This window comes from Bradyrhizobium sp. CFUWI, from assembly GCF_056429085.1.
In genome coordinates this window covers 224,669-249,040 of the sequence record NZ_JBWJZE010000004.1, presented here as the reverse complement: position 1 = coordinate 249,040, position 24,372 = coordinate 224,669, and the positions used below count along the sequence as shown (strand labels likewise).

Annotated in this window: 22 protein-coding genes; 13 read left to right on the top strand and 9 right to left on the bottom strand. The window is 56.7% G+C overall.

The features are described 5' to 3' along the window. Positions 1 to 24: 24 nt before the first annotated feature. Both AC066S_RS11580 and AC066S_RS11575 read left to right on the top strand, forming a co-directional pair. Entirely contained in the window at positions 25 to 1,539 is a 1,515-nt protein-coding gene (locus tag AC066S_RS11580) for an O-antigen ligase family protein (protein WP_478269711.1), read from the top strand. A 142-nt stretch (positions 1,540 to 1,681) separates the two neighbouring features. Continuing rightward, positions 1,682 to 2,296 carry a hypothetical protein gene (locus AC066S_RS11575; protein ID WP_478269710.1) on the top strand — a complete coding sequence of 205 codons (615 nt, stop codon included), beginning with the start codon at positions 1,682 to 1,684 and terminating at the stop codon, positions 2,294 to 2,296. A 34-nt stretch (positions 2,297 to 2,330) separates the two neighbouring features. Here the strand turns inward: AC066S_RS11575 and AC066S_RS11570 are convergent, their stop codons facing one another. Further along, positions 2,331 to 2,480: a hypothetical protein gene (locus AC066S_RS11570; protein WP_478269709.1), complete on the bottom strand. Its 150-nt coding sequence runs from the start codon at positions 2,478 to 2,480 to the stop codon at positions 2,331 to 2,333. A gap of 70 nt (positions 2,481 to 2,550) precedes the next feature. Here AC066S_RS11570 and AC066S_RS11565 point away from each other — a divergent pair, with 70 nt between their 5' ends. The 4 genes from AC066S_RS11565 (at position 2,551) to AC066S_RS11550 (ending at position 6,902) form a co-directional block, all read left to right on the top strand. After that, complete coding sequence (locus AC066S_RS11565) at positions 2,551 to 4,803, top strand: polysaccharide biosynthesis tyrosine autokinase (RefSeq protein WP_478269708.1); 2,253 nt, start codon at positions 2,551 to 2,553, stop codon at positions 4,801 to 4,803. Next, on the top strand, positions 4,793 to 5,560 hold the full coding sequence (locus AC066S_RS11560; RefSeq protein WP_478269707.1) for a hypothetical protein: 768 nt from the start codon (positions 4,793 to 4,795) through the stop codon (positions 5,558 to 5,560). Before AC066S_RS11565 ends, AC066S_RS11560 begins: the two co-directional genes overlap by 11 nt. Beyond that, positions 5,551 to 5,958, top strand: coding sequence for a hypothetical protein (locus AC066S_RS11555; RefSeq protein WP_478269706.1), 408 nt, complete (start codon positions 5,551 to 5,553; stop codon positions 5,956 to 5,958). Before AC066S_RS11560 ends, AC066S_RS11555 begins: the two co-directional genes overlap by 10 nt. A gap of 254 nt (positions 5,959 to 6,212) precedes the next feature. Then, positions 6,213 to 6,902 carry an FkbM family methyltransferase gene (locus AC066S_RS11550; RefSeq protein WP_478269705.1) on the top strand — a complete coding sequence of 230 codons (690 nt, stop codon included), beginning with the start codon at positions 6,213 to 6,215 and terminating at the stop codon, positions 6,900 to 6,902. On the opposite strand, the gene AC066S_RS11545 is transcribed toward AC066S_RS11550, so the two are convergent. The 4 genes from AC066S_RS11545 to AC066S_RS11530 form a co-directional block, all read right to left on the bottom strand. Then, a complete protein-coding gene (locus AC066S_RS11545) occupies positions 6,856 to 8,199 on the bottom strand; it encodes a hypothetical protein (protein ID WP_478269704.1) in 1,344 nt (447 codons plus the stop codon). The genes AC066S_RS11550 and AC066S_RS11545 overlap by 47 nt on opposite strands. After that, complete coding sequence (locus AC066S_RS11540; RefSeq protein WP_478269703.1) at positions 8,189 to 9,313, bottom strand: glycosyltransferase; 1,125 nt, start codon at positions 9,311 to 9,313, stop codon at positions 8,189 to 8,191. Before AC066S_RS11540 ends, AC066S_RS11545 begins: the two co-directional genes overlap by 11 nt. Positions 9,314 to 9,398: 85 nt before the next feature. Continuing rightward, entirely contained in the window at positions 9,399 to 10,460 is a 1,062-nt protein-coding gene (locus AC066S_RS11535; RefSeq protein ID WP_478269702.1) for a glycosyltransferase family 4 protein, read from the bottom strand. Positions 10,461 to 10,615: 155 nt separating this feature from the next. Continuing rightward, positions 10,616 to 11,620: a hypothetical protein gene (locus AC066S_RS11530; RefSeq protein WP_478269701.1), complete on the bottom strand. Its 1,005-nt coding sequence runs from the start codon at positions 11,618 to 11,620 to the stop codon at positions 10,616 to 10,618. Positions 11,621 to 11,687: 67 nt separating this feature from the next. Here AC066S_RS11530 and AC066S_RS11525 point away from each other — a divergent pair, with 67 nt between their 5' ends. Then, complete coding sequence (locus tag AC066S_RS11525; RefSeq protein ID WP_478269700.1) at positions 11,688 to 13,142, top strand: oligosaccharide flippase family protein; 1,455 nt, start codon at positions 11,688 to 11,690, stop codon at positions 13,140 to 13,142. Positions 13,143 to 13,555: 413 nt separating this feature from the next. Then, on the top strand, positions 13,556 to 14,797 hold the full coding sequence (locus tag AC066S_RS11520) for a hypothetical protein (protein WP_478269699.1): 1,242 nt from the start codon (positions 13,556 to 13,558) through the stop codon (positions 14,795 to 14,797). A 34-nt stretch (positions 14,798 to 14,831) separates the two neighbouring features. On the opposite strand, the gene AC066S_RS11515 is transcribed toward AC066S_RS11520, so the two are convergent. Together AC066S_RS11515 and AC066S_RS11510 are read right to left on the bottom strand one after the other, a co-directional pair. After that, positions 14,832 to 15,464, bottom strand: a complete 633-nt coding sequence (locus AC066S_RS11515; RefSeq protein ID WP_478269698.1) for a class I SAM-dependent methyltransferase — start codon at positions 15,462 to 15,464, stop codon at positions 14,832 to 14,834. A 45-nt stretch (positions 15,465 to 15,509) separates the two neighbouring features. Then, positions 15,510 to 16,877 (bottom strand): undecaprenyl-phosphate glucose phosphotransferase, encoded by a 1,368-nt coding sequence (locus AC066S_RS11510; protein WP_478269697.1) that lies wholly within the window; start codon positions 16,875 to 16,877, stop codon positions 15,510 to 15,512. Between AC066S_RS11510 and AC066S_RS11505 the strand changes: the two genes are divergently transcribed. From AC066S_RS11505 to AC066S_RS11485, 5 genes are all read left to right on the top strand, one after another. After that, positions 16,867 to 17,169 (top strand): hypothetical protein, encoded by a 303-nt coding sequence (locus AC066S_RS11505; RefSeq protein WP_478269696.1) that lies wholly within the window; start codon positions 16,867 to 16,869, stop codon positions 17,167 to 17,169. The two genes, AC066S_RS11510 and AC066S_RS11505, sit on opposite strands and share 11 nt — an antisense overlap. Positions 17,170 to 17,335: 166 nt before the next feature. Next, entirely contained in the window at positions 17,336 to 18,259 is a 924-nt protein-coding gene (locus AC066S_RS11500; RefSeq protein ID WP_235885169.1) for an ABC transporter substrate-binding protein, read from the top strand. 209 nt (positions 18,260 to 18,468) lie between these two features. Further along, entirely contained in the window at positions 18,469 to 18,741 is a 273-nt protein-coding gene (locus AC066S_RS11495) for a hypothetical protein (RefSeq protein ID WP_235885170.1), read from the top strand. Between the two features lie 280 nt (positions 18,742 to 19,021). Continuing rightward, positions 19,022 to 19,996, top strand: coding sequence for a GDP-L-fucose synthase family protein (locus AC066S_RS11490; RefSeq protein WP_126262106.1), 975 nt, complete (start codon positions 19,022 to 19,024; stop codon positions 19,994 to 19,996). Between the two features lie 58 nt (positions 19,997 to 20,054). Further along, positions 20,055 to 21,383 carry a WcaI family glycosyltransferase gene (locus AC066S_RS11485; RefSeq protein WP_478269695.1) on the top strand — a complete coding sequence of 443 codons (1,329 nt, stop codon included), beginning with the start codon at positions 20,055 to 20,057 and terminating at the stop codon, positions 21,381 to 21,383. A 76-nt stretch (positions 21,384 to 21,459) separates the two neighbouring features. Here AC066S_RS11485 and gmd read toward each other — a convergent pair whose 3' ends face one another. Then, the gene (gmd, locus tag AC066S_RS11480; RefSeq protein ID WP_126262108.1) at positions 21,460 to 22,551 is read right to left on the bottom strand and encodes a GDP-mannose 4,6-dehydratase; all 1,092 of its coding nucleotides are present in this window, start codon (positions 22,549 to 22,551) and stop codon (positions 21,460 to 21,462) included. 200 nt (positions 22,552 to 22,751) lie between these two features. Then, complete coding sequence (locus AC066S_RS11475; protein ID WP_478269694.1) at positions 22,752 to 23,336, bottom strand: transglutaminase-like cysteine peptidase; 585 nt, start codon at positions 23,334 to 23,336, stop codon at positions 22,752 to 22,754. Between the last annotated feature and the right edge of the window lie 1,036 nt (positions 23,337 to 24,372).

Genomic DNA, 24,372 nt, shown 5'->3' with positions numbered 1-24,372 from the left:
GAGCAAAGCTCGCAAGACACCACGATGCGCCTTTGGCCTCCCAACATGAGCTGGTCCAGGATTCGCTGGTCATTTCGCTGGTCATGGAGCCTGCCCGCGACCTTCATCCTGTTCTTCGTGGCAGCCGGCGCGCCGTTTCCGTTCGGCTCGACCAACGATCTGTCGATCGCGTTCTGGTGCCTGTGCCTCGGGATCGCGGTGATGTTCGCGCCGACGCGCGATTTGCGCAGGCCGCATCTGTGGCTGCTCGCCGGGATCGGCTTCATCGTTGCTGCTTACGCCTTCGTGCTGCATGAGCAGCTGTCCGATCATCCCTTCGTGGCGCCGTTCCAGCCGATCTGGAAGCAGGCGTCGGATTTGCTCGGCGTGCCGATCGCCCCGTCCGCGTCCATCGTCAAGAACGAGGCGTTCTTCGCGCTCGGCGCGCCGCTCGCCAACATCCTCGCCATCGTGCTCGGCATCACCGTCGGGGCGAACCGCGACCGCGCCCGCCGCCTGCTGTGGGTGCTCGCGATCTCGGGCGCGGCTTACGCGCTCTACGGCGTGCTCTCGTTCCTGATCGAGCCCACCATGATCCTGTGGCGGGACAAGACGGCCTATCTCGGCAGCGTCACCGGCACCTTCATCAACCGCAACACCGCGGCGGCCTATTTCGGCTCCTGCGCCTTGATCTGGATGCTCCTGATCCTGGAGGACGTCCGCCGTCGGCTGCCGGAGCGGCACATCGAATGGAAGCGGCTGTCGCTCGATCTGCGCGCGATCCCGCCGAAACAGATCCTGCCGCAGCTTAGCTGCCTGCTGATCTGCCTGATGGCGATGTTCATGACGACGTCGCGCGCCGGCGTCGGACTGTCGCTGCTGGCGATGATCGTCTCGTTCACGCTGTTCCTCAGGAAAGACCTGCCGCCGCGCACCGGCATCTGGATCTCGCTCGGCTCCGGCGCGGCGGTCGCGCTCGGCCTGTTGCAGCTGCTCGGCGGCCGCGTCTCCAGCCGCTTCGACAGCCAGGGCCTGGTCGACGAGGGCCGCATCGAGGCCTGGAAGTCGACGCTGCGGATCATCGGCGACAATCCTTGGGTAGGCACCGGCATGGGCACGTTCCAATGGGCCTTCCCGCCCTACCGCAGCCCCAACATCTCGATTCGCGGAATCTGGGACGCTGCGCATTCGACGCCGCTGGAGCTTGCCTCCGAGGTGGGCATTCCGATGGCGCTGCTGGTGGCGCTGGGCTGGGCGATCATGCTGCTGGTGCTGGCGCGCGGCGTGTTCGGACGCCGGCGCGATGTCATCATCCCGCTGGCGGCCGCGGCGACCGCGACGCTGTCGCTGCTGCATTCGTGCCTCGACTTCACGCTGCAGGTGCCCGGCTACAGCATTCCATTCTTTGCGCTTTTCGGCGCGGGCCTGGCGCAATCCTTCCGCACCAAGGAGGGCCGCGAGATGACCGAGGCGAACGCCACCAGCCGGCGAGGCGAGGGCCGCCATGCAACCACCGGCGCGGCGGCGCGCGCGCTGCCCCAGCTTCACAAAAGTGTCTAGATTTGAAGCAGTTGCGCCGTTTACGAAGTCTTTAGAATAAGTGGACAGCTCTTTTCTCTTCCGCTAGGTTCCAGCAACCAGCACAGCCTTTTGCCCGGGCCGAGGACGCACATCGGGGCAGCTGATTTTTGGAGGTTTGTTTATGAGCGTTATCAAAATTGCGCTTCGCATGGCTGCTGCCGCGGCCCTCGCCGCGACCATTTCGTCGGCCGCCAGCGCCGCCGTTTACCCGCCGCAGCGCCAGCTGCCGGCCACCGTCATTTCCGACTTCAAGGCCGCGCCGAACAGCCTCTTGCAGCAATATCCGACCGGCGGCCCGCAGCTGATCTCGCGCGTGCGCGATCTCGGCGCCTCCGATCCCACCACGCTTCCGGGCCTGATCGCGCTCCTGAAGGATCCCGCGACCACCAAGGACCAGATGCGCGCGATCGTCGGCGGCCTCGCCCAGGTCGCCCGCATGGCCGCGCAGCAGGATCAGGCCTATGCCAATGAGATCCAGGCCGCGATCGCCGCCACCCAGAACGCGGACGTGATCGCCGCCTACCAGGCCGCGACCGGCGACGTCGCGATCGCCGCGACCGGCGGCGGCGCGGGCGGCGGCGGCTCCGGCGCAGGCGGCCCGACCGGCAACAACTTCCCGACCGGCGGCAATGGTGGCGGTGCCGTCAGGTTCGGCAACAACAACAACCCCAACAATCCGCCCGCGACCGTCGGCGGCGGCGTTGGCAGCAGCACCAACAGCGTCAGCCCGCGCTGACCGGAGCCGGCCCGCGCGGCCGGCCCATTTCATCTCACGGCAGCGGCGCCATCGGGCGCCGCTTTGCTTTTGCGCCGTTAAGCTTCCTGCAAAAAGTCGCGTAAGCCGCGCGTTGCACTGCATCGAGCGCGTTCAATTGCAGGCAGGGCTGTGCTAATGTTGCGCGCAGCGCGGGCTTTGGCATCCGGCTTGCTCCGGACGCAGCAAACATTGATCCCAAGACCACAGATCGATCCATTTTCAGGAATTACTGGATGTTGCAGGTGAACAAGCCGACCTCGGAGATCAACCGTGATTTCGCCGAGGCCGACGGCTCTCCGTCGCAGACGCTGACCTCCTATCTCGACATTATCAGGCGCCAGTTCCCGACCATGGTCGCGATCGTCTCGGCCTGCGTGATCCTGGCGCTGCTCTATCTCTTCACCGCCGCGCCGCAATTCACCTCCACCGCCTCGATGGTGATCGACACCCGCAAGGTGCAGTTGTTCCAGCAGCAATCGGTGCTCGGCGACATCGCGGTGGATTCCGCGACGGTGGAAACCCAGGTCGAGATCCTGAAATCCGAGAACATCAGCCTCGCCGTGATCCGCGACCAGCACCTGACCGATGATCCCGAATTTACCCGCGCCGGAGGCGGCCTGCTCGGCACGGTGGTCGGCGCGGTCGCCGGCCTATTTTCCGATGGGCATGCGCCATCCGAATTCGAGCTGACGCGCAAGGCCTTGGAGCGCTTCGAGAAGAGCCGCACCGTCAAGCGGCTCGGCCTGACCTATGTGATGGAGATCGGCTTCACCTCAAAGGACCCGGCTAAGGCGGCGCGCATCGCCAACGCGATTGCGGATGCCTATATCGTCGATTCCCTCGAGGCCAAGTACCAGGCGACCCGCCGGGCCAGCGTCTGGCTGCAGGACCGCATCAAGGAGCTGCGTACCCAGGCTTCCGCCGCGCAGAAGGCGGTAGTGGATTTTAAAACCGCCAACAACATCGTTGATACCGGCGGCCGGCTGATGAACGAGCAGCAACTCGCCGAGGTGAACAGCCAGCTGGTGATGGCGCATGCGGCCACTGCCGAGGCCAAGGCGCGGATGGACCGCATTAATGATATCCTCAAACAGGAGATTCCGGACGCCAGCGTCGCGGACGCGCTAAAGAACGACACGATTGTCAAGCTGCGCGGCCAATATGTCGATATGGCCTCCAAGGAATCGATCTGGGCGATGAAATACGGAGCGGATCACTTGGCTGCCGTCAACCTTCGCCGCCAGATGGCCGAGATCAAGAAGAACATCGTCGACGAGCTCAAGCGGATCCAGGAATCCTACAAGAGCGATTACGACATCGCCCAGACTCGCGAGGAGGCGATTAAGTCGAGCCTCGCCAACGTCGTTTCGGAATCTCAGCTTACCAATCAAGCTCAGGTGCAGCTGCGTGAGCTCGAGAGTAACGCGCAATCCTACCAGGCGATGTACGACAACTTCCTGCAACGCTACATGGAAAGCGTACAACAGCAATCATTCCCCATCACGGAGGCACGCGTGATTAGCGCGGCGAGCACGCCGCTGGTGAAAAGCTTTCCGAAAACATTGATTGTCCTCGCTATTGCGGTGTTCGGCGGCCTAATACTGAGCTTCGGTGCGGCGATGGCGCGTGAACTCACGGACAAGGTCTTCAGAACTACCGGGCAGGTGGAAGAAGTGCTGGGAGCGAACTGCATCGCCATTCTGCCGGCCCTCGGTGGCGCAGCTTCAGGATCTAAGCTTGGCGCTAAGTTTACCCGGAAGCGCAATCCGCAGCCAGATCTGCTCCGCTATGTGATCGAGAATCCGTTATCGCGGTTTTCGGAAGCTGTACGTTCGCTCAAAGTAGCAGTGGACCTTAATTCTATCGTGCGCGAGAATCGTGTTTTAGCGACCACCTCGACGCTACCAAACGAGGGCAAGAGCACGCTATCAACAAATCTCGCGCAGTTGATGGCGCATGGAGGTGCACGCGTGATCTTGGTTGATGGTGACTTGCGCAATCCATCACTGTCACGTGCCTTGGTGCCCGATGCCAAGATCGGTCTTGTAGATGTCGTCGCCAACAAAGTGCAGCTTGAAGACGCGTTAACTGTTGATCCCGAAACAAAGCTTTCAATCCTGCCGGCGGGCATCACCTCGAAACTTTTCCACACCAATGAGATCTTGGCCTCAAAGGCGATGCACTCGTTGATCACGCTCCTTCGATCGAAATACGATTATGTGGTCGTAGACATGCCGCCGATGGCGCCTGTAGTCGACGTCCGCGTCACGTCTTCTTTCGTCGATTCTTATGTGTTCGTTGTGGAGTGGGGGAAGACCAATATTGATGTTGTTAGGCACAATTTGCGAGGCTCGCCAGAAATCCAGAACAAGTTGCTTGGGGTCGTTCTGAATAAAGCCGATACGCAAGCGCTCGCCCGCTACGAGTCGTACCACGGTCGATACTACTACCAGAAATACTATGCCCGTTACGGGTATGTGGAATAGTAAGCTGAGCTACGGGCTTGCGGTGCTGCGGTGTCTGCTGTTCGCGGGCGGCCTCAATAGCGCGATCTGGTCGATCACCACCCTGCCTGTGATCTGGAAGATGATGCCGGCTGGTGACATTGCGGCAAGGATCGTCGCTGACGATCGATTTAAGCTAGGCGCTCTGGCGAATGTGTTGGCCGGAATTGAGAGCGAGCAAGCCGGCGCGCTTTCGCCCTCAGGGCTTTTGCGTGCTGTAGCCCTGGTCAAGCTTCGGCTAGCGGAAGAAGCGATGTTACGCGGAAGCTCGGAGCAAGCCGATCGCAACATACCAGCCGCCGCAGAGGACGTGAGATCGGCTCTTGCGGTCAGCCCCAACGACTCATTCCTCTGGCTCATGCTCTATTCGATTGAAACCACTCGTGGCGGGTTCGATCTTCAAAATCTCCGTTCCCTCAATCAATCTTATGCAGCGGGGCCTCGAGAGGGATGGATTTCGCTTCGGCGTAATCGATTGTCTCTCGGCATTTTCCCAACGCTGGATGATGCCACTCAGTCCGCGGTCATTTCAGAGTTTGAGCAGATGGTCGATGCCGGCTTTGTCGAAGATGCGGCACTCAATCTGATCGGGGTTGGGTGGCCATACCGCGAGCGACTACTAGCGGCTCTTGTCTCTGCCGACATCGTTTCGAGGCAAGATCTTTACAAGCGGTTGGCGGCCGAGGGCATCAAGTTACCCATAGCTGGCATCTCGGTCGACGAACGACCTTGGAGGTGATGATGGATTTAAATCGGTGGGTGAGCAAAAGCCACCTGATAATCGTGATCTTCCTCTCATCGCTTGCGATGCCGGTTCGATCGCAGACGAACTCGCCGCCGAGGTTAACGATGCAGGGGCCGGCTGAGCAAACGGGAACTCCATCACTGCGCGATGCGCTCGGTCGACCATGCCTAGACGTCGAAGCAGCCTCACGCGCACATGTTGTGAATCCTCAGATGTTGGACCATGTGGTCAGCCTGAAGAACAATTGTCTCAGGCAGATCAGTGCGAAAGTCTGCTACTTCAGCACGGATCATTGCAAAGATGTTGTGCTGCCGGCTTATAAACGAGCCGACATCATTCTTGGTACGATGCGTGGTGTAAGCACGTTCCGTTACTCGATTAGCCAAAAATGAGCGTGTCAATGCTCGTATTTCGAAGCCAAACCGGAGATTGAACTTTGGCCAATGATTTTGTCCGTAGCTTGCGAAACGCGGTACTATTCGGTTCGCTGCCAGCCCAAACGCACATAACGTTTCTCGGCCGGTGTAGGCTTTTTGTTGATCCCTCAGACAATCGGGGGAAATCCGTTTTAAGAAGCTCTGGAGTTACGCAGCCTCGTGTCTCTCTAGTTTGGCGCGGGCTCGCAAAGAGGATCCGTCCCGACGTTGTGCTTGATATCGGCGCCAACTATGGCGAGATATCGCTTTCACTGAAATATTCCGAACAATCACAGGTTCATCTCTTCGAGCCAAACCCGCACGTCCGACGGTATTTGGATCGAAGTGTTTCAACTCATGTAAATCGCGAGAATATTATTGTTCACAGCGAGGTGGTGTCGGATCGTGCCGGCTCTGTTGAATTTGTGATCGATAGAAAGTGGTCTGGTACCTCGTCCGTTGTTGGTGAGATCGAAGATTCCGGATTCAAGGGAGGAGGCGAGCAATCGTACGAAAGGTTGAACCTTTCGACTTCAACGATCGATCACTGCGTCGAGGCCGTCTCCGATCGGAACTTGCTATTCAAGATCGACGTTGAAGGATATGAACGACAGGTGATGTTAGGAATGGAGCGAACGTTGCGGAGGGCGGCCTCGTTCGGAGGGATAGTTGAGTTCGATCGGCTTTCTCTACAAAGGGCGAATACCGATCCAGATGCCTTTGTTGCTCAATTGAGGACTTTGGGCATAGTTCATGTGCTCTCGGGCGGAACGCTGTCTGATATGAAAGTGCCTCCTGTCCATTGCGATCTTGTCATCGTTTCCGACGAGAGATATTTGGATGGCCTGATGCGTCTACCGAATATTCTGAGGACTATGTCGCCTCGCTGGCTGAGCGGGGTCCTTGGCGGGAAATCTTGAACTCCCTGTCACGGTATCGAGCTGCGGTGGCAAACAAAAAGAAGAGGGTCCAGCATTGGACCGTGACGTAGCCTCCGATCGAGAACCATATTATCGAGACGGTCGCGACGACGTAAGAAACGGACTCGATTTGAATTGAGCGCAATAAGCTAACGTACCCGGCTGCAGCAGTTAAGCCAAACGCTATTCCCAGATAAATCCAGTGCAAGAAGAAGCTATTTGTAATCAATGATCGCGCCGAGGAGGCTTCCAAGTAGCCTCCTGTGAATGCGAGCCGATTAGAAAGATAGACCGGCAAAGTTGCTGTAAAAAGTGTGTCTTGGTTTCCGAGACCGGTGCCGGTAACGGGTGAGTCGGCCAGAATGGCTTGAGTTACCAAGCGAGGGGCGATCAAGCGCCCATAAACGCTATCGCCATATACGAATTCGGGGGCCAATCCACGGGGAAGGGATTCAATAATCACTCCAACCAGGATGAAGGCGCCAACAAGGGCTGTGGCGATGGCTGCCCTGGAAACTTGGTCGCCATAGCGCCTTACCCTGGAGGAAGGAAGCAGCAGTATCTGTGCGACGTATAGAGGGGCGACAAATGCAATCGTCGAGCTTCGGACCACATATCCCATCCACAGGCAGGTCACCAAGGCCGCATAGAACCTAGGGCTAAACGGTCTCGCGTCAGTGCCGGCCAACCATGCAGCCATCGTCGCTGTAAACCAAATGCCAACGAAAGAAGGTTCAAGGGAGAATACCTTTGGTCTAACGCCGCCAAATAGTTGCATGTCTCTTATGTCAGCAACATAAGCGCTCTTTGGATAAACCAGAGAGCGGAAAGTATCGCTGACTATCCCGAGACCAGCGAATTGCTCGAGCGTTGCGCCGACAACCAGGAAGAGCCAGAAATACTTCAATACTCTCGAGAAGCGCGCAGCCGAAAGTTGGAAAGAGAGCAATACTAGAGAGAAGCCAATCAAGATTGAAGCGATCTGATTGATCGTTGCCCGCAGCATGACTCCGTCTTGATCGCCGTATCTGACGGCACTGATCGCATATTGAATCGTAAACATCACGACCAGCGCATAGATTGTGCTGATATATCGGCGTGGGATGCTCGGCCATTTGAGGAAGTAAAGAACACCTGCGATAGCGATGCAGGCTACGCTAGGCACAAGTATCTGCGTGCCGCTGTAGATAGAAACTCCGGTATATGCCCCAAGCAAGTAGAGCATAAGCAAGGTGTCGGTGCTACGTTGCGAGACTTCATGCACGGTTCGGCTAGCAGCCAGCGATCTAGTGCTCATCTGGCGTTGGCCTTCTCAGTGTACCCTCGGTGATCTGGATGGCTTGTAGAAGAGACTCTGCCGATCCTCTCCAGGAGTGCTGCGTCTTGCTGTGTGCATATGCAGAATTACGTAGTGAAGCGAGTCGATCAATATCATCTACTGATCTCAGTATGCTGGAGACCAGTTCCTCAGTTGTGTCCGATCCGATGTAGTCAGTCCCTGGTCTTAGATGAGATCCTTCCATGGCGTGGATTAGACCAGCGACGGGAATCCCATTGAAGATATAATCTAGAATCTTCAGTTTGAAGCCGCCGCCAAGTTCATCAATAACGAGGCCAATTCGACAATCCGCCAGATGCTCTTCGAACGATTTGACTTTGCCTCGAAAGTCGATCCCGGGAAATCGTACAAGCATTCTTTCCGCAAATTGTGGAGGAGTATCACCGACAATTCGAATGCTTACCGACTCCTTCAAACATGGCTCGTAAGCGCACTCAAGGAAGCTCTCCAGGTTTTGCTGTTTAACAGCCCAGTGCAGTGAGCCGAGCAAAACAACAGTTCTTGTTCGTGTGCCCCTAAAATCAGGCAGTGATTGAGGGATGTCTGAATATCCAGGGGCACAGACCACCGTTTCGACAAGCGGATGTCGCTTGCGAAACGTAGTGGAGTCCTGTTCGGTGATTGTTGCGATGCAATCTACTCGATTGCAAATGTCCTTTTCTAGCAGTTCAGCCTTTTTCGCATCCCAGAGCAACGGGACCTTGCGAAATTTAGAGCGCGCCGTTCGTGCGAATTGGCGTCGTACAATGGTTTCATCGTTATGGGCGAGATAGATCTTTGGGGTTTTGGTCTGCCTAAGATTGGGCAGCAAAACGCCCATTGCGATCGAGTCCAGTATAATTGCAGACCATCTCTCAGCTTTGAGCGTCTCACGAAGTGCTTCATTGTAACGTTCTGAGGCGTAACGATGCGAGATGCTGGGGAGGGCTGACAATATGCTAAGAATGCGAGGGCGATGCTGCAATGGGATCTTGATCCAGCGAATTCCGTGAGCAGTTGTTCGTGTTTCTGATGAGACTTCCGCGAAGCAAATAACTGTCAATGCGACGTTGTTCGCTATGAGCCCTTCCATCAGTCCTTTCGAATAGACAAGGTCCCCGCCGAACGAGTCTTCGTACGGAAAGGCCTTTGCAAGCCACAGTACGTGTATTCCCAAGTCAGCCTGCCTGTGACATGTTCTTGGAAGGGCTTGGCGTACTTTCGACGAGCCCGCAAAGATCGGCGGCAACGCGGGCGATGTCGAAGTGTTCTATTGCTCTAGATCTGCCAGCTTGCCCCATTCGCGCCCAGTTATCCCTGTCTTTCAGTGTTCGGCGAATCGCCTCTTTTACGCAACTCACGGTTGGCTCGTGAAATAACCAGCCGGTTACTCCATCGACGACCGTCTCAGATGGCCCTCCTAAGGAGTGAGCTAAGACCGGCTTTTCCAGCATCATCGCTTCTATGACGGAGAGCCCAAAAGGCTCGGCATCGATTCGGGAGTTCACGACGACGTCGCACGTCATGCAGACGGGTGCCACTTCTTTAACCGGCCCCAGAAATATTACGCGCTCATCCAGGCCTAAGGACCGCACCAAGCCAACGAGACGCTGCTGGTATTTGGCTTCATACGGGCCACCGCACAACAGCAGCTTGATGGACTCGAATTCATGTCCTCCATCAGCTAATGACCGAATAATGAGTTCTTGTCCCTTTTCAGGAACCAAACGTGCAAATATTCCAAAGACTAGATCCCTCTCGTTGAGGCCCAACGAGGCACGCTGAATTGGCGAGTGAGATTCTTTGGAAAACCCTCGCGAGTCTATTCCGAGATAGAAAACAGCGCTTTTCACTTTTCGATTCAAGAGGGTTTTGCTAGTGAAGGCGCTATTCGCCAAGGGCTTTACGGAATACCAGTAGAACCAAAAATCATAGATCCATTTGTTCAACCTGAAGGGATAGTCATCGCTGATTGCGTTCGGGATTATCCAATAAGTTGTTACGCCGACGCTGTGTGCGGCCATGCTCGCAATGGGCACCAGATTCGGCATTCTCACGACCGCAGCGTCGGGCTCCAATTGACCAATTCGTTGAGAGACGGCCTTAACCGCGCGTTTGAGATAGAGTGCCAGACTAACCATTCTTCCGATGGATTGCCAAAATCCCGCTCCAAAGTTTGGAGGGACCCCGAGAGAGAGAATCTCACAATCTGCGCCGGCCTCGGAACAGTCATTTGCCATGGGCCCTGACGCCATCGAAATGACTCGGCAATTTACTCCGAGTTTGACCAGAGCGGCGATTAGGGAGAGAGTAAGCCTCCTAACTCCGTACGTTTCATCACCCGAAACAACGAAGCAAAAGGTTTTCTGCCTTCCGTCTACTCTCGCAAGTGTATTCACCAATAAGCTCCGTTCTCGATCTTGTTGCGATCGGGGGGGCTTTCGTGGGGGAGTGTGCGTGTCCAATTTTCATTGAACATCTTCGAGATAACGGGATGAGAATCCCATCGTCGTCCCTTAATTCCAAACAAGATCTGGAGCTGCCCGCCGAGATGTACGGCGATCCTGCCGGAGGCCTTGATCGCCGCGCACAGAGGAATTGAGAGTGCGCCCGCTCCGATAAGGGCTACATCGAAATCCAACTTGGCGACTGAGTTCTGCAGCCGATCAAAAACCTCGAACCAATTACTATCTGCACTCGGTATAAGTGCGGGACTTTGAGGGCACGCCAGAGTGACGAGATCGAAGTCGGGTAGAACATCAGGCTGAGCTTTCCAGACGGAACCTCGCCGACGATACTGTGCCTGAATCGAATCGATGAATGGAGATATCACCAGAACGCGCTTTCCACGTAGCGCCGACGTCCATGGATCTGGAAAATAATACGACTCCAGTCCGGTTAACTCGCAAAGGGTTGCGTTTCGACAGGCGCGCTCCACGACTTGGCGTTCGCCCGGATTGTACCAAACTGCAAGAAGGTCTACCGCGCTTAAGGCAGTCAGCATCGCTGCTGCGTATCGATCTAAGAGATCGTCATTTGTTGGGAAGACCCCGGAATGAACAAAGATCTCCTCCTTAATCCTCTCGTCGTAACGGCTCCCACCTTGAGGCGCTGAAATGTACTGGTTAAGAACCTTGAGCTCGGAAGCGCCAATCTTGCCAACGCTCGCTGCCGCGCTTGCCTGGACAATCTCCTTAAGCGCAGCGTTTCCTTGGCTCGCAGATAGTACATTCAGCCCGCGATAGGCCCAGTGCCCCCGTAGATTTCTTATGCCATCTCTGAGAAAACGATTGGGATCGACGACGCTGGCAATGCGCCGTAGGCGATTTCTTTGCTCGATATTCATTGATTGAAAGGTGTCCTTATGTCTTTTCGGATGAATAGCATATTTGGTTTTCAAAGTCGATTCTAACCGGATACACAGATGGCACTGTCGATCTTGCCTTCTGGCGATCTAGGCGTCCAACATGCTAGCTAACTTAATATCCTCGTCGGGGCTAAACGTTTACCGAGCGTTGCTCCAATTTCTCTTCAACGTAGCGCTTACTCACTATTTGGCGCCTGCCGAATTCGGCATAGTTAACTTCATTCTTCCGCTGGTTACTCTAGTGATCCTGCTTGGGGATTTCGGGCTATCGACTGCGGTTGTGCGCGATCGCGATCTGGGAGAGCATGAAGCGGGAGCCGCATTTACCTTAAGCGTTTTCGTTGCTTTGCTGCTTAGCTTGGCTGTCAATGTCGCATTGTGGATGCTTCCGGATCCTCGGACAGCGGCGGTCCGGCCCATCATCGTTGCATTCTCGGTGGTCCCGCTACTCTCCCTAGCGACGATAGTGCCGAGGGCATTGGTTGAGCGAAAGTTAGCGTACCGATCGCTCGCGGCGATCGAAGCAATCGCGATTTCTTCAGGGGCGCTCTGTGGGCTGATCCTTGCGGCGCAAGAGGCGGGCGTCTGGAGCTTGGTAGCTTTTCACTTGATTACACAAGCGGTGCGGTTTGCAGGTTTCTTCCTACTTTCTTGTTCTGATATTAGGGCGAATCTTCGCTGGTCGTCTACAAGGCGCCTTCTAAGTTTCGGAAGCTGGGTCTTTGGTTCTAGCCTCCTCACGTTTCTCTTCAGAAATGGCGACAATATTATAATTGGTGCGATGCTTGGGCCTGCGGCGCTCGGTGCTTATGCTTTTGCCTACCAATTCATCGTGTTGCCGCTCATGGTCCTTACCTGGCCTGCATCAGGTGTGCTCTTGGCAACATTCAGCAGGCTGCGACCGGACGCAGGAGAGGCAAGGAAGGTTGTTGGCTCGGTCATTTGCCTTACTGCTACTGCAACCTTTCCTGCGACCGCCTTCCTTGTCATTGAGGGGCCATACATCCTACCGTACGTGCTGGGTCCTCAATGGCAGCTTGCTGCGCAGATTGTCGCCATTCTCGCACCAATAGGGGCGCTACAATCGCTCAGTTCTTACATTGGGCCGACAATGCTGATACGGGGGCGCGCCAAGTCCCTCTTCTTGCTTAATCTGGCTACTACAGTTCTGACGCTGTTGTTGTTTACGGCTGTCGCTTGGTTTGGCTGGAACATTGTTCAACTGTGTTGGGTGTATCTTATGTTTTCGACAGTCGTATTCGTGGGCACCTTGATGCTCATGTTTACCATGCTTGGAATGACATGGTCATCTGTAGCACGTATTCTTTGGCTGCCGTGCTTGGCTTCTGCATTGGGTACGATTGCGGCAATGATCGTCCACCTCAGTAGTGGATCCGGGCCAGCTAGTATAATTAGCTTGCTGTGTAGCTCATTGGCATTTGTGGTGACGACGATGCTTACGCTTATCCTGCAAAGGAGAATGATCCTAGGACATCTAAGCTCAGTCATAAGAATGGGTAGTAAGAACCCGGTTCCCTTAGGAGCAGCGCAATGAGGCGTCGGGAGTTGATTGCAGGCAGTTTCTTGATGGGAGCGGGAACGGCAACGAAGGTCGCGACAGCGAGTGAGAGTGTCTTTCGGGGTGGAGAAATAAGGACTATTTCCGACGTTTCGGCGCTTAAACTTGCGCCTCTCTCGGAATCAATTGTTTGTCTTGGGTATCACACAGCAGGCGACGGTGGAGGCGGTATCTTTGCATGGAGCTCGGATTCGAATTCCGAGCCTGACCTTGGATTGGTCTTTGCGTCGGAGCTGTCGAGCAAGGGGCGATGGTTGCGAATTCCGGATGGAGAGTTGAATCCGAGGTGGTTCGGGGCATATGCCGATGGACTTCACAACGATACAGAAGCGGTTGCTCGATGCTTGGGAAAGTGCTCCCAGACGACTCTAGCCGGAATCTGGACCGCGGTGGAGTTCCCGGCAGGCACTTATCTTCTCGATGGCTCCGTATCGGCGAAGCTAAACAGAGTTCGAGTAGTCGGCAATTTTGCGGTTTTGAAGCAGGCGAAAGCCAATTGTCCGATCCTTGAAATTGAAGGGGCAGAGTGGACCATTTCCGGCTTCCGTTTCGAATGGAGTGAACTTCAAGGAAGCAACAATACGAAATCAATAGCAATTGCAATTGGAGGCGGTGGAGGCTGGGGGTTTCGAATCGAGAGCTGTCATTTCAATGGGGGTTTCCGTGGCGTTAGTTCTTATCTCCCAGGCCTCTTCAATAATCCTCTCATTTGGGCCGCGTCGATTGTCGACTGTCGCTTTCGAAACTTCACTGGAGCGGCCATTTTTATCCAGCCGCGCAAGACGAACGCTGGCCAACTCAGCCTCACTCTCCAAGATATCGGGATCTATCACTATCGAGCACCTGCAGTTGAGCCTCACATCCGGATTTGGGATTGCGAGGTCTTCTTATCGCAATTGGATATAGAGGGATTTTCGTTTGAAGACATCTCGCTTGAGCAATGCTACGGCTCTATTCTTAGCGTGCATATCGAGCACAAGAAGGCGCTCTTGCCCGAGGCAAAGGAGGTCTGTGTACTCCGTGCAAGCCGCTGTTCATTGTTTTGTCAGGGGTGGACAATACAAGGTTCGTTGACGTCTGGTGGTTCGGGGCAATCCTCATTTCGGATTATCAATGCTTATGAGAGTGACATTGTCGTTGCTCACATCATCGATAAGAGTTTTGGATTTTTTGGAGCCTGGGATCGAATCTCACTCGGCGGAAAGAATAGCTCCTACAATCTTTTGAGCCCACTGCCGCTTCGTACAAATCAGAAAAGTATGAGCGGATATCGGGTCGAGGCTACCTACGAAAATAACTTCCATAACGTCGCGCCTACGTTGCTGCTCGATCCGGCCGATGATGAGTTTGAACTCCCACGCGCCAGCAAGGTGGAGGTGGTATTCTCAAAGGATTTGACGGGGAATAAGCGCTTGGTACTTCCTCGGCCCGGTTCCTGTTCAGGTGCAACTTGCAGAGTAGTGCGCACTGAAGCCTCGAATGGAGTTGGTATGATTGCCATCCGAGGTTCCGGTCAAGACGAATGGAAGATTGAGTCCCCTGGTTCTTGGCTAGAGCTCATTTGGCTTCATGACGCGAGGGCGTGGTTGCGTGTTGCTGGAGGGACCGCGCAGAAGCCGGAGCACAGATAGATTTTCGCAGGGCGATGCGTGCAGCGAGTCCAGTCTATTTCCGCGCGCAGGCGACCATCGACTTTGCGAGCACCGGAACCCGTCCACTGCGCCTAAAGCGGATGTCTTTGAATCCTTTTTCATCCAAAAGCTTTGTTAGAGTCCGAATGGACCAGAACTTGATATGGCCGTGATCCCACAACGCAGTAAAATGCCTGTCCAATTTTCCGCTCAAGGCAAGCGCGACGTTCTTGAGGTAGCCATGGTACGGGGTGCTGATAATGGCTATTCCGCCAGGAACGAGTAGATTGTAAATTGCATCTGCGTATTCGCGCGGGCTGTAGACATGCTCGACCACTTCGAGGCTGACTACGACGTCGAACTTGCCATAGGTTTTTGCCAAGTCGTCGTAAGCAGAACCGCGATGAATTGTGAGATGCGGATATCTTGCTCTGGCAAGTTGGATTCCCTCCTCGGAGGGATCGACACCTACGACAGAATACCCGCGCCTATGCAAGAGCTCAGTGATTGAGCCATTGCCGCATCCAAGATCCATCAATCTCAAATTGTTTCCAGGCTGACCGACGCTATCCAAGAAGGAGAGCAGCGACGGCACCAAATGTGAATGTGAATCGTTCAGCTCGGCGTCGTCGTATTTGTAGCCTGATATAGAGCTCAGATCCTTCATGTCGCCTTCTGCCGCGCGTATGATTGCATCTCGTTGTACCCAGCATCAATAGGCTGTGTTTTGCCTGAAGCCCAATACGATTGTTCGAACCAAGATTTTGAGATCCAACGCCACGCTCCAATTATTGATGTACCACAGGTCATGCTCCACGCGCTTCTGCATCAGGTCGAGCGTGCGGGTTTCTCCGCGATAACCATTAACCTGGGCCCAGCCGGTGATGCCGGGCTTGACGTGGTGGCGGAAGGCGTAGTTGCCGATGATCTGCTCATATTCGTCGTTGTGGGCGGCCGCGTGCGGGCGGGGGCCGACCATCGACATGTCGCCCTTGAGCACGTTGAAGAGCTGCGGCAGCTCGTCGATCGAGGTCTTGCGCAGCCATTTGCCGATCGGCGTGACGCGCGGGTCGTTCTTCTCTGCCTGCCGAATCGTCGGGCCGTCCTCCAGCACGCGCATGGTGCGAAACTTGAAGATCATGAACGCGCGCCCGCCAAAGCCGTGGCGGGTCTGGCGGAAGAACACCGGGCCCTTCGAGCTCAGCTTGATCAGCATCGCGGTCACCAGCATCACCGGCGCGAACACGAAAAGCGCAAGGCTCGCGCCGACGAGGTCGAGCATCCGCTTCAGCGCGCGCTCCTTCCAGGACAGCGGCGCGCGGCGCAGCTCGGCGGTGAACGTGTTGCCGGTGGAGACCAGCGGATAGCGCAGGAACCGCGCCGCGTTGGGGTCCGGCACCAGATGCACGGGGATGGGCAGGATCTTCAGCGCGTCCAGAATGCTGTCGATCGCGTGCTGCCGGCTCCAGTTCATCAGCAGGAAGACGTGCTCGATCCGCTGCTCGCGCGCGAACGCGATCAGCTCCTCGAAGCGCGGCGCCAGCTGCGACAGCAGCAGCGGCGAGGCCAGGTCCCTCGGCGGGATCTCCATCACCCGCACCAGGCGGTAGCCGTGCTGGCCGAGGTCGTCGACCGCGTTGGAGGAGCTGGCAAGGCCGAACTCGGCGATCATGATGGCGCGGCCGTTGGCGAAGGCGCCGGTGCGCAAGGCATGCGCGGTCCAGCGCGCCGCCATCATCTTCCAGGCCAGCAGCACAATGAGGCCGACCAGGTAGAACGAGATCGTGGTCCCGCGCGAAAACTCCTCGCTGACCTTCATCGTGAAGGCGATCGCCAGCAGCGCCCCGAACAGCCCGGTCCAGGTCGTCAGCGTCAGCCGGAAGGTGCGCGGCAGGTTGGTGATGTTCTTCAGCCGGTAGCCGTGCTGCACCACCGTCAGCAGCACGAAATTGATCGCCACCAGCACGCTCGCCGCCGCATAGACATCCGCCTTGCCGAGCGTGCCCGCGGTCGCGATGTGATAGCCGGCCGCGCAGCCGATGCCGCTGACCATGACCAGCGCCGCGTCGATGACCGCCATCGCCCGCTCGACAACCACAGGTCGCAGCCAGTTCGGTGAAAATCCGGAAGTCGCATCCGCCGCCGGCTCGACCACACCAATTTTCGCCGTAGAATCAGCAACAGGCACCGGCCTTGTGGAAAGAATAGTCATCCTGCCAAATCCATCGACGCAATATTCATTACCCGAACAGCCGTGCTATCGGTCAAAATCGCTGTTAAAACAAGGCGAAGGAAAAGTTAACCTTACCCCACAAGCCTGCATTGTAGCCCATCCCGCCCCGGCTGATATGTTAATTTTCGCAACCCGTTAGGAAGATCTCGTTGCCTCGAACCCAGTCCCGGCGACGAACCCGGCCGAGCGGGAAGCGCACCCTCGCCATTGGCCTTGCTGCCTTGGCCTTGGTCGGGACCGCGCTTCTCCTTCTTCGCCCCGATGTGGCACCCGTACGGGCCCCGACGGCTCCGACTGCCGCCGCGGTGAAGCTCCTCCTCGACGGGCCACATGGCGCGCGCTTTGCGGGCGAACTCTCTGCATCCAGGCAGAGTTATTTCTCGTCCCGCATCGAGCTGGCGGCCCAATCCGATCCAGACTTCGTCCAAATTGTCGCACGTCAACATGCCATCGGCGTGACGAGCGGCCACAAGTTCCTGCTGGCAACCTGGCGCGGCGTTCCCGTGACGGCCTTTGCCGCGAGCTTTCTCGATACCTCCGTGGCGATCTTCACGCTGGAAAGCTCGGGCCTGCGGCGGCCGGCTGATCTGGTCGGAAAGCGTGTGGGATACCGCAGGGCGAGCGAGGGAGACGTCGTTTTCGATGCCATGATGGCGCAGCTCGGACTGCCCCGAAGCCAGATCACCAAGGTGGCTGACCGCGACAGCTTCGATGCTCTGCGAGCCGGGGAGGTGGATGCCATCATCGCCGCAATTGACGCGCAACCGGATCCCACCAGTTCGGCCTTCGTGAAGCTGAATGTCATCAAGCCGCAAGACTATGGTATCCATGTTCCTGGCTTGGTTTACTTCGCGAGCAATGCTCTCGTCCATGAACAGCCATCCACGATTGCCGATGTCCTTCAGGGCCTCATTCGAGGATGGCAATTCACCTACGCGGACTATGCACGGAGCGTGCCCGTTCTCGCCGGTGCCGGACCTGGCAGTCTGAATCCCGAGCGGCTCAGATTCGAGCTGCAGCAGCAGCGCCCGCTGGTGCTCCCGACGGGCGGACGTATCGGCGACTACGACGAAAGCCGCTGGCGGACGCTGCGGGACATCCTCCTCTTCGCCAAGCTCGGCGAGGAAGATGTGCCTCTGGCTCAGACCGTCAACTACCAATTCCTCCGGGATGTGTACCGCCGTTCACCCGACCTCGCTGCCCCGGGCGCCTGGAGCGAGGAAAAATAGGACCAAGAAGCCACACCTGCGCGCCATATCGTCCCAAAAGTCGCTCGGCCGCCCCGGCACCGGTTGCATTTCCGGCGGTGGCCTTGGTAAAGTTCGGTTCACTATTTGGGCTGGTCGCGGAGTGGCGCTGCGAACCGGCGACGTCGGTCGGCTGGGATCTGACGAGTACGGTCGGGGATCAAATCCGCAGGGGCGAGGAGTTATTTTGGATGTTTAAGACGTTGATCCGAGCAGGCCTTTTGGCCGCAACTGTTACCTTCTGCGCGGCGAGCGGAGCGAGCGCCGCGATGCAGATGCCGGCACCGGCAGCCCTGCTCACGGGCGAGAGCCAGGCGACGCCTGTGACGTTCTGGGCGCAGCCCTATCCCTATCGGTATGTGCCGTGGCGCCGTTGCCCCCTGGTGCGGGTCGAGACGCCCTATGGCTGGTACATGGACCGGGTTTGCGCGCCTGTCGGCCCTGTCTTGCGCCGGGCATACTGAGGTTGAGCTAGCCCGAGCGGCGGCTGCCGTTTTCAACGATCTTCCAAGGCAGCCGCATAGCCGATGCGGCTGCCTTGCTCGTTTTTGTTTCATTGTGTGCTGACCTTTTGTGCGCGCAGCGCAGGTTCATCATGAATATCTTTGTCCGGCCGGGACAGGCTGTCGCATGGTGAAGATTGTGTTAGCTGTTCGGCGGGGCTGCATCGGCAGCGTGATTGCGTAATGCGGCGGTAACTGGATCGCTGATGATCCGGCGAACCGAACGCTTGTAGAGGATACGATGACAGGGGCTGCAACCTACGATCTCTCGGGCAAACGTGTCTTTGTCGCGGGTCACCGCGGCATGGTCGGATCGGCTGTCGTCCGCAGGCTTGCGTCCGAGAATTGCACCGTCCTGACAGCCGATCGCCGCCAACTCGATCTGACAAAGGAAGAGCCCACGCTGAAATGGCTCGAGGCCAATCGTCCCGAGGTCGTAGTTCACGCCGCGGCGAAGGTCGGCGGTATCGCAGCCAACAACAATTTTCCGGTCGACTTTCTCTGCGACAACCTTGCGCTGGAGTTGAACGTGATTCGCGCAAGTCACGCGGTTGGTGTGCAGCGCCTGCTGTTCCTCGGCTCGTCCTGCATCTATCCCAAGCACGCCAAGCAGCCGATCGCCGAAAGCGAATTGCTGACGGGGCCGCTTGAACCGACCAACGAGTGGTATGCAATCGCCAAGATTGCCGGCCTCAAGATGTGCCAGGCGTATCGTCGCCAATATGGCGATGATTTCATCTCGGCTATGCCGACCAATCTCTACGGCCGCGGCGACAATTATCATCCGGATCATAGCCATGTGCCCGCAGCGCTGATTCGGCGCTTCCACGAAGCCAAGCTCGCCAAGGCGCCGACAGTCACCGTGTGGGGCACGGGCACGCCGCTTCGCGAATTTCTCAACGTCGATGATTTCGCGGACGCCTGCGTCTTTCTACTGAAGAATTATTCGAGTGACCTGCCGATCAATGTCGGTAGTGGCGACGAGGTGTCGATTGCGGATTTCGCAGCGGCTGTCGCCGAGGTCGTGGGCTACGAAGGCAAGCTGATTTTCGATACGTCGAAGCCCGACGGCACGCCGCGCAAGCTTCTGGACAGCTCGCGAATTCGTGGGCTTGGTTGGCGACCGAACGTTGCTCTGCGGGTCGGTCTCGCGGCCGCTTACGCAGATTTTTTGAAGGGCTACGGACGCCATCTGGAAGTCAGCGCAACGCGCTGAGTAGACGACTTCAACTGCAAAATATTTTTATTCTGAACTTTGATTTGGGCGGGGCTTTATGCGTGTTCTCTTGGTCGGCATCAACTATGCCCCCGATCTGATCGGCGTGGCGAAATACAACGCCGAGCTCTGCGAAAGTCTGGCCGCCGAGGGGCATGAAGTTAAGGTCATTACGGCGCCGCCCTATTATCCGGCCTGGAAGATTCCCCCGGCGTTCAAGTCGTCGTACTTCAGATCGAGAGAAATTGGCGGCGTTCAGGTGACGCGTACGCCGATTTATGTGCCGGGACATCCCTCGGGCGCAAAACGGTTGGTCCATCATGCTTCATTCGCGCTCACGAGCGCGGCGCCGGTCCTCTTTCAGGCGCTATCCTGGCGACCCGACATTATGATCGCCGTGGCGCCATCGCTGATGTCGGCTGCTTTCGTGTCGTTCGTAGCCCGTCGCGTCGGTGCCAAATCATGGCTCCATGTACAGGATTTCGAGGTCGATGCGGCGTTCGACCTTGGTCTGTTGCGCAATCCTAACTTGCGAAAATGGATGCTGAAAGCTGAGGCGGCGATCCTCAGATCGTTCGATCATGTTTCGACCATCTCTCAAGCGATGGTGGAGCGGCTGAGAATCAAAGGGCTGGGTCCCGACAAGACAGCCGAGGTGAGAAACTGGATTGACACCAGTGCGATCTGCCCGGGTTCGCGGATGACCAGATACCGTCAGGACCTGAAGCTGGGCGAGAGCGATATTGTTGCACTTTACTCTGGAACAATGTCCAACAAGCAAGGGCTCGAACTCGTGATCGAGGCCGCGATTGGATTGGAGAAAAGCCAACCGCACATCCACTTCATCCTTGCAGGCGAGGGGCCTCATAAAACGAGGCTGGAGCAGCTCGCCACCGGACATCGCAATATCCATTTTCTCGGGCTTCAGCCGGTCGATAGCTTCAATCAATTGATGGCCACGGCCGATTTTCATCTGATTCCGCAGAAGGCTGAGGCCGCCGATCTGGTGTTGCCCTCGAAACTCGGCGCAATCTTCGCGTCCGCTAGGCCTGTCATCGCGATGGCTGAAGAAGGTACGGGTCTTGCGGCGGAAGTCACGGATGCGGGCATTGTGATTCCACCCGGAGATTCGGCCGCTCTTGAGCTTGCGATCTGCCAACTCAGCGGAGCGCCGGCTCTCTGTGAACATTTCGGTGCGGAAGGAAGAAGGCGCGCCGTCGATCGTTGGGATCGTCGCACGATTGTGCACCGATGGTCGGAGGCCATGGCAGGGCAGGGCAATGCGATAGGGCAGCAGAATCCCGGCCTGAAAGGCGCCGCCGACGACATTGGGGTTCCCGTGGACGATGCCGTTCGGTCGCGAGGCATTCCATCGCCCTTGGTCTAAGTTCCGGAATGATTCAAAAAAATGAGCGCCGCGGTGGGCGCTCATTTGCTTGGATCGATTCCCCGGCCGACGAAGACTATTCGTGGCGCGGATAATATCTGAAGCCGTGCTGCTTGATCAGTTCGTCGCGTTTTGCGGATTCGAGATCTTCTTTCATCATTTCTCGAACCAGGCTTTCGAACGTTGTCTTGGGCTCCCAGCCCAGTTTCTGCTTGGCCTTGGATGGATCGCCGAGGAGCGTCGCGACTTCGGTCGGGCGGAAATAGCGGGGATCGACTGAAACGACACACTTGCCAGTCTTGGCATCGTATCCCTTCTCGTCGACGCCGCTTCCTTCCCAGCGAACTGTCATGCCGACTTCGTTCGCCGCGACATTCACGAAATCTCGGACGGAGTGTTGCACGCCGGTAGCGATGACGAAATCCTCCGGCTTGTCCTGCTGCAGCATCAGCCATTGCATTTCGACATAGTCACGCGCGTGTCCCCAATCGCGCAGGGCATCCAGATTGCCGAGATAAAGCCTCTCCTGCAGGCCTAAGTGAATCCGCGCCAAAGCACGCGTGATCTTTCGGGTCACAAAGGTCTCGCCGCGGACTGGAGATTCGTGGTTAAAGAGAATGCCGTTGCAGGCATACATCTCGTAGGCCTCACGGTAGTTGACCGTGATCCAGTAGGCGTAGAGCTTGGCGACGGCGTAGGGCGATCGAGGATAAAACGGCGTGGTTTCCTTTTGGGGGATCTCCTGGACCAAGCCGTACAGCTCCGACGTTGAGGCTTGATAGAAGCGCGCCTTCTTTTCCAATCCCGTAATGCGCATGGCCTCGAGGATGCGCAGCGCGCCGAGGGCGTCGGAGTTTGCAGTATATTCCGGCTCCTCGAACGAAACGGCAACGTGGCTCTGTGCCGCGAGATTGTAGATCTCGTCGGGCTGCACCTGGCCGACGATCCGGATCAGGCTCGAGGAGTCCGTTAGATCGCCATAGTGGAGGCGGAAGGGCGGATCGGGCTCATGCGGATCGAGATACAGATGATCGATGCGATCTGTGTTGAACAGGGAGGTCCTGCGCTTGATGCCATGGACCTCATATCCCTTCTGCAAAAGAAGTTCGGCCAAATAGGCGCCATCCTGGCCAGTAACGCCAGTAATCAGAGCTCGTTTTTTTGTCATATCGATCCCAAAATTTGAGACTTGTGCTTACATGAAATTGACTTGGTTAGGGAGGGTGAGATCGCCCGAAATTCGAGCTTAGATTAACGGCCTTCCCTCGGCCTGCCAGATGCTTCGGAATCCGCGCTATGGTAACCTTGGGGCTGCTTACCAATAGAAGAAATCCGCGAGGAAGCCTTTAGCTGCCGGCTGTTAGCTTGCTAGAAAGCAGCAACTTCGCGTATCCAACGCTGGGGTTCTGTTCCCGATTCCGACCGCACGAGGATGTATCTGTCCAAGACGTCCACGAGCGGCGTAACCACCGGACTGAGGTTATCAAGTACAAGGACCGCTTTTCCCTCGCGCACGAGCAGCACAAGGTGGTGCTCGCCTGTTGCACGGATGATGACCTCTGCAAGAAGGAGCGCCGAGCTGGGCCAGCCGGATCGCAGCAGCAGATGGCGCTTGGTGACGGCATAGTCGCCGCAATTGCCTTCGTCGGGGAATATCCGCCATTCCGCGTCACGTCGGCCTACGGGCAGATCTTTCGGCGCTATGCCGAAATTCACCGTTGAATTGATCTGAGCGAGCTCTCGCCAACGTTGAACTGAGGAGCGGAAGTCTCTGATCCTGCGGTCGTCGTGACGTTGGCAGTCCTCGGGATATTGAATGCAGAATTGTGAGAATGATAGCGGTGGCATCACCGCTTGAGATTCATAGTTCGAGTAGGCGGGCTGGCCGCAAACGCAATACATTACGGCCAGCATGCGGACCGCATGTCTGATCATCGAAAGTTCGCCTGACATTATTGATTGCTAGACGAAGTATATTGCGATGCAGTGGAAGCGCTATGACAATTGTGAGGCAATTTGTGCTCATTCCTGGAGCAGTGCGCGAACTGGTTCTGAAGGCGCCATCGCCAGTCTGTGGCCCTCAATCCTTACATCATCTGCGTCGATGGAGGCCGCCTCATGCTTTCGTCATCTCGTCCGTCGAAGGCCGCATGCTGACGACCTCGGGATCCATGCAGGGCCTCGCCAGCAAGACTCGTTCGCGAAGCGGGGACGGTGCTTTGCGGACCATTGCGCCGAGCACCTTTGGCAAGACGTGCCCTTCGTGAACGTCGGAGGTTCAGGAGTCTATGCCGCAGATCCAGGTTGCATGTCCTAGGAGAGTTCTGCGATGTCGATAGCAACGAGCCACTCGATGGCAGACTGAGCATCGAGGTCGCGGACGGGCCTGAAGAGCCTGATAGTGGTCGATGCCCTCTCCGAGGAGAGGTTGCTGTGGAGGGCACAGCAACGCGAACTGAGGCGGTAAGACGCTCGCCGATCGCGGTTGACGAAGATTAATGGGGCCATTCAATTAGTCATTAAGAAGCAACCCCATCGCTCGCGCCAACCGCTTTAGTGAACCCGACATGCCGACGAAGAGCCGTGGCAAATTTCCGCGCCGTACTGCCGTGCCCAGCCGGTCGCTATTCTGAGATCGATGATCGCGCACGAAGGTTCGCATCTCGTGTTGCTGTCTCGCAGGTTGCTGTCCCGCAGGCTTTTCGTGCGCTTTAACTGCGCAATAGGGCCCCGGCTACTAGCATTCGAAACCGATGCGAAGCTTAAACCGAAACCAACTCCTGTTCACGCGCGAACGGAACTTAATTACCTGCTATTCAATAATAAATTTGATTATTCGATATAATCGTGATGACTCCATCGCAAAATTGAAAAATATGTTGGGGAAAAGAAAACATGGGAGGTCGTAATGGACGCTGCTCGTCGCTTTCGCGCTATGGCTTTGCTTTGCCGACAGACTGCCGCGCTCCAACCGGATAGAAGCTGGAGG

Excerpts from the sequence above, each read along its gene's own strand:
- AC066S_RS11570 (WP_478269709.1), bottom strand. The coding sequence starts at position 2,480 with ATGCCAAAGCCCGCGCTGCGCGCAACATTAGCACAGCCCTGCCTGCAA.
- AC066S_RS11565 (WP_478269708.1), top strand. The coding sequence starts at position 2,551 with ATGTTGCAGGTGAACAAGCCGACCTCGGAGATCAACCGTGATTTCGCC.
- AC066S_RS11560 (WP_478269707.1), top strand. The coding sequence starts at position 4,793 with ATGTGGAATAGTAAGCTGAGCTACGGGCTTGCGGTGCTGCGGTGTCTG.
- AC066S_RS11515 (WP_478269698.1), bottom strand. The coding sequence starts at position 15,464 with ATGAAGGATCTGAGCTCTATATCAGGCTACAAATACGACGACGCCGAG.
- AC066S_RS11510 (WP_478269697.1), bottom strand. The coding sequence starts at position 16,877 with ATGGCGGTCATCGACGCGGCGCTGGTCATGGTCAGCGGCATCGGCTGC.
- gmd (WP_126262108.1), bottom strand. The coding sequence starts at position 22,551 with ATGACAAAAAAACGAGCTCTGATTACTGGCGTTACTGGCCAGGATGGC.
- AC066S_RS11485 (WP_478269695.1), top strand. The coding sequence starts at position 20,055 with ATGCGTGTTCTCTTGGTCGGCATCAACTATGCCCCCGATCTGATCGGC.
- AC066S_RS11525 (WP_478269700.1), top strand. The coding sequence starts at position 11,688 with ATGCTAGCTAACTTAATATCCTCGTCGGGGCTAAACGTTTACCGAGCG.
- AC066S_RS11495 (WP_235885170.1), top strand. The coding sequence starts at position 18,469 with ATGTTTAAGACGTTGATCCGAGCAGGCCTTTTGGCCGCAACTGTTACC.
- AC066S_RS11545 (WP_478269704.1), bottom strand. The coding sequence starts at position 8,199 with ATGAGCACTAGATCGCTGGCTGCTAGCCGAACCGTGCATGAAGTCTCG.
- AC066S_RS11505 (WP_478269696.1), top strand. The coding sequence starts at position 16,867 with ATGACCGCCATCGCCCGCTCGACAACCACAGGTCGCAGCCAGTTCGGT.
- AC066S_RS11490 (WP_126262106.1), top strand. The coding sequence starts at position 19,022 with ATGACAGGGGCTGCAACCTACGATCTCTCGGGCAAACGTGTCTTTGTC.
- AC066S_RS11580 (WP_478269711.1), top strand. The coding sequence starts at position 25 with ATGCGCCTTTGGCCTCCCAACATGAGCTGGTCCAGGATTCGCTGGTCA.
- AC066S_RS11535 (WP_478269702.1), bottom strand. The coding sequence starts at position 10,460 with ATGGCAAATGACTGTTCCGAGGCCGGCGCAGATTGTGAGATTCTCTCT.
- AC066S_RS11475 (WP_478269694.1), bottom strand. The coding sequence starts at position 23,336 with ATGTCAGGCGAACTTTCGATGATCAGACATGCGGTCCGCATGCTGGCC.
- AC066S_RS11575 (WP_478269710.1), top strand. The coding sequence starts at position 1,682 with ATGAGCGTTATCAAAATTGCGCTTCGCATGGCTGCTGCCGCGGCCCTC.
- AC066S_RS11540 (WP_478269703.1), bottom strand. The coding sequence starts at position 9,313 with ATGGAAGGGCTCATAGCGAACAACGTCGCATTGACAGTTATTTGCTTC.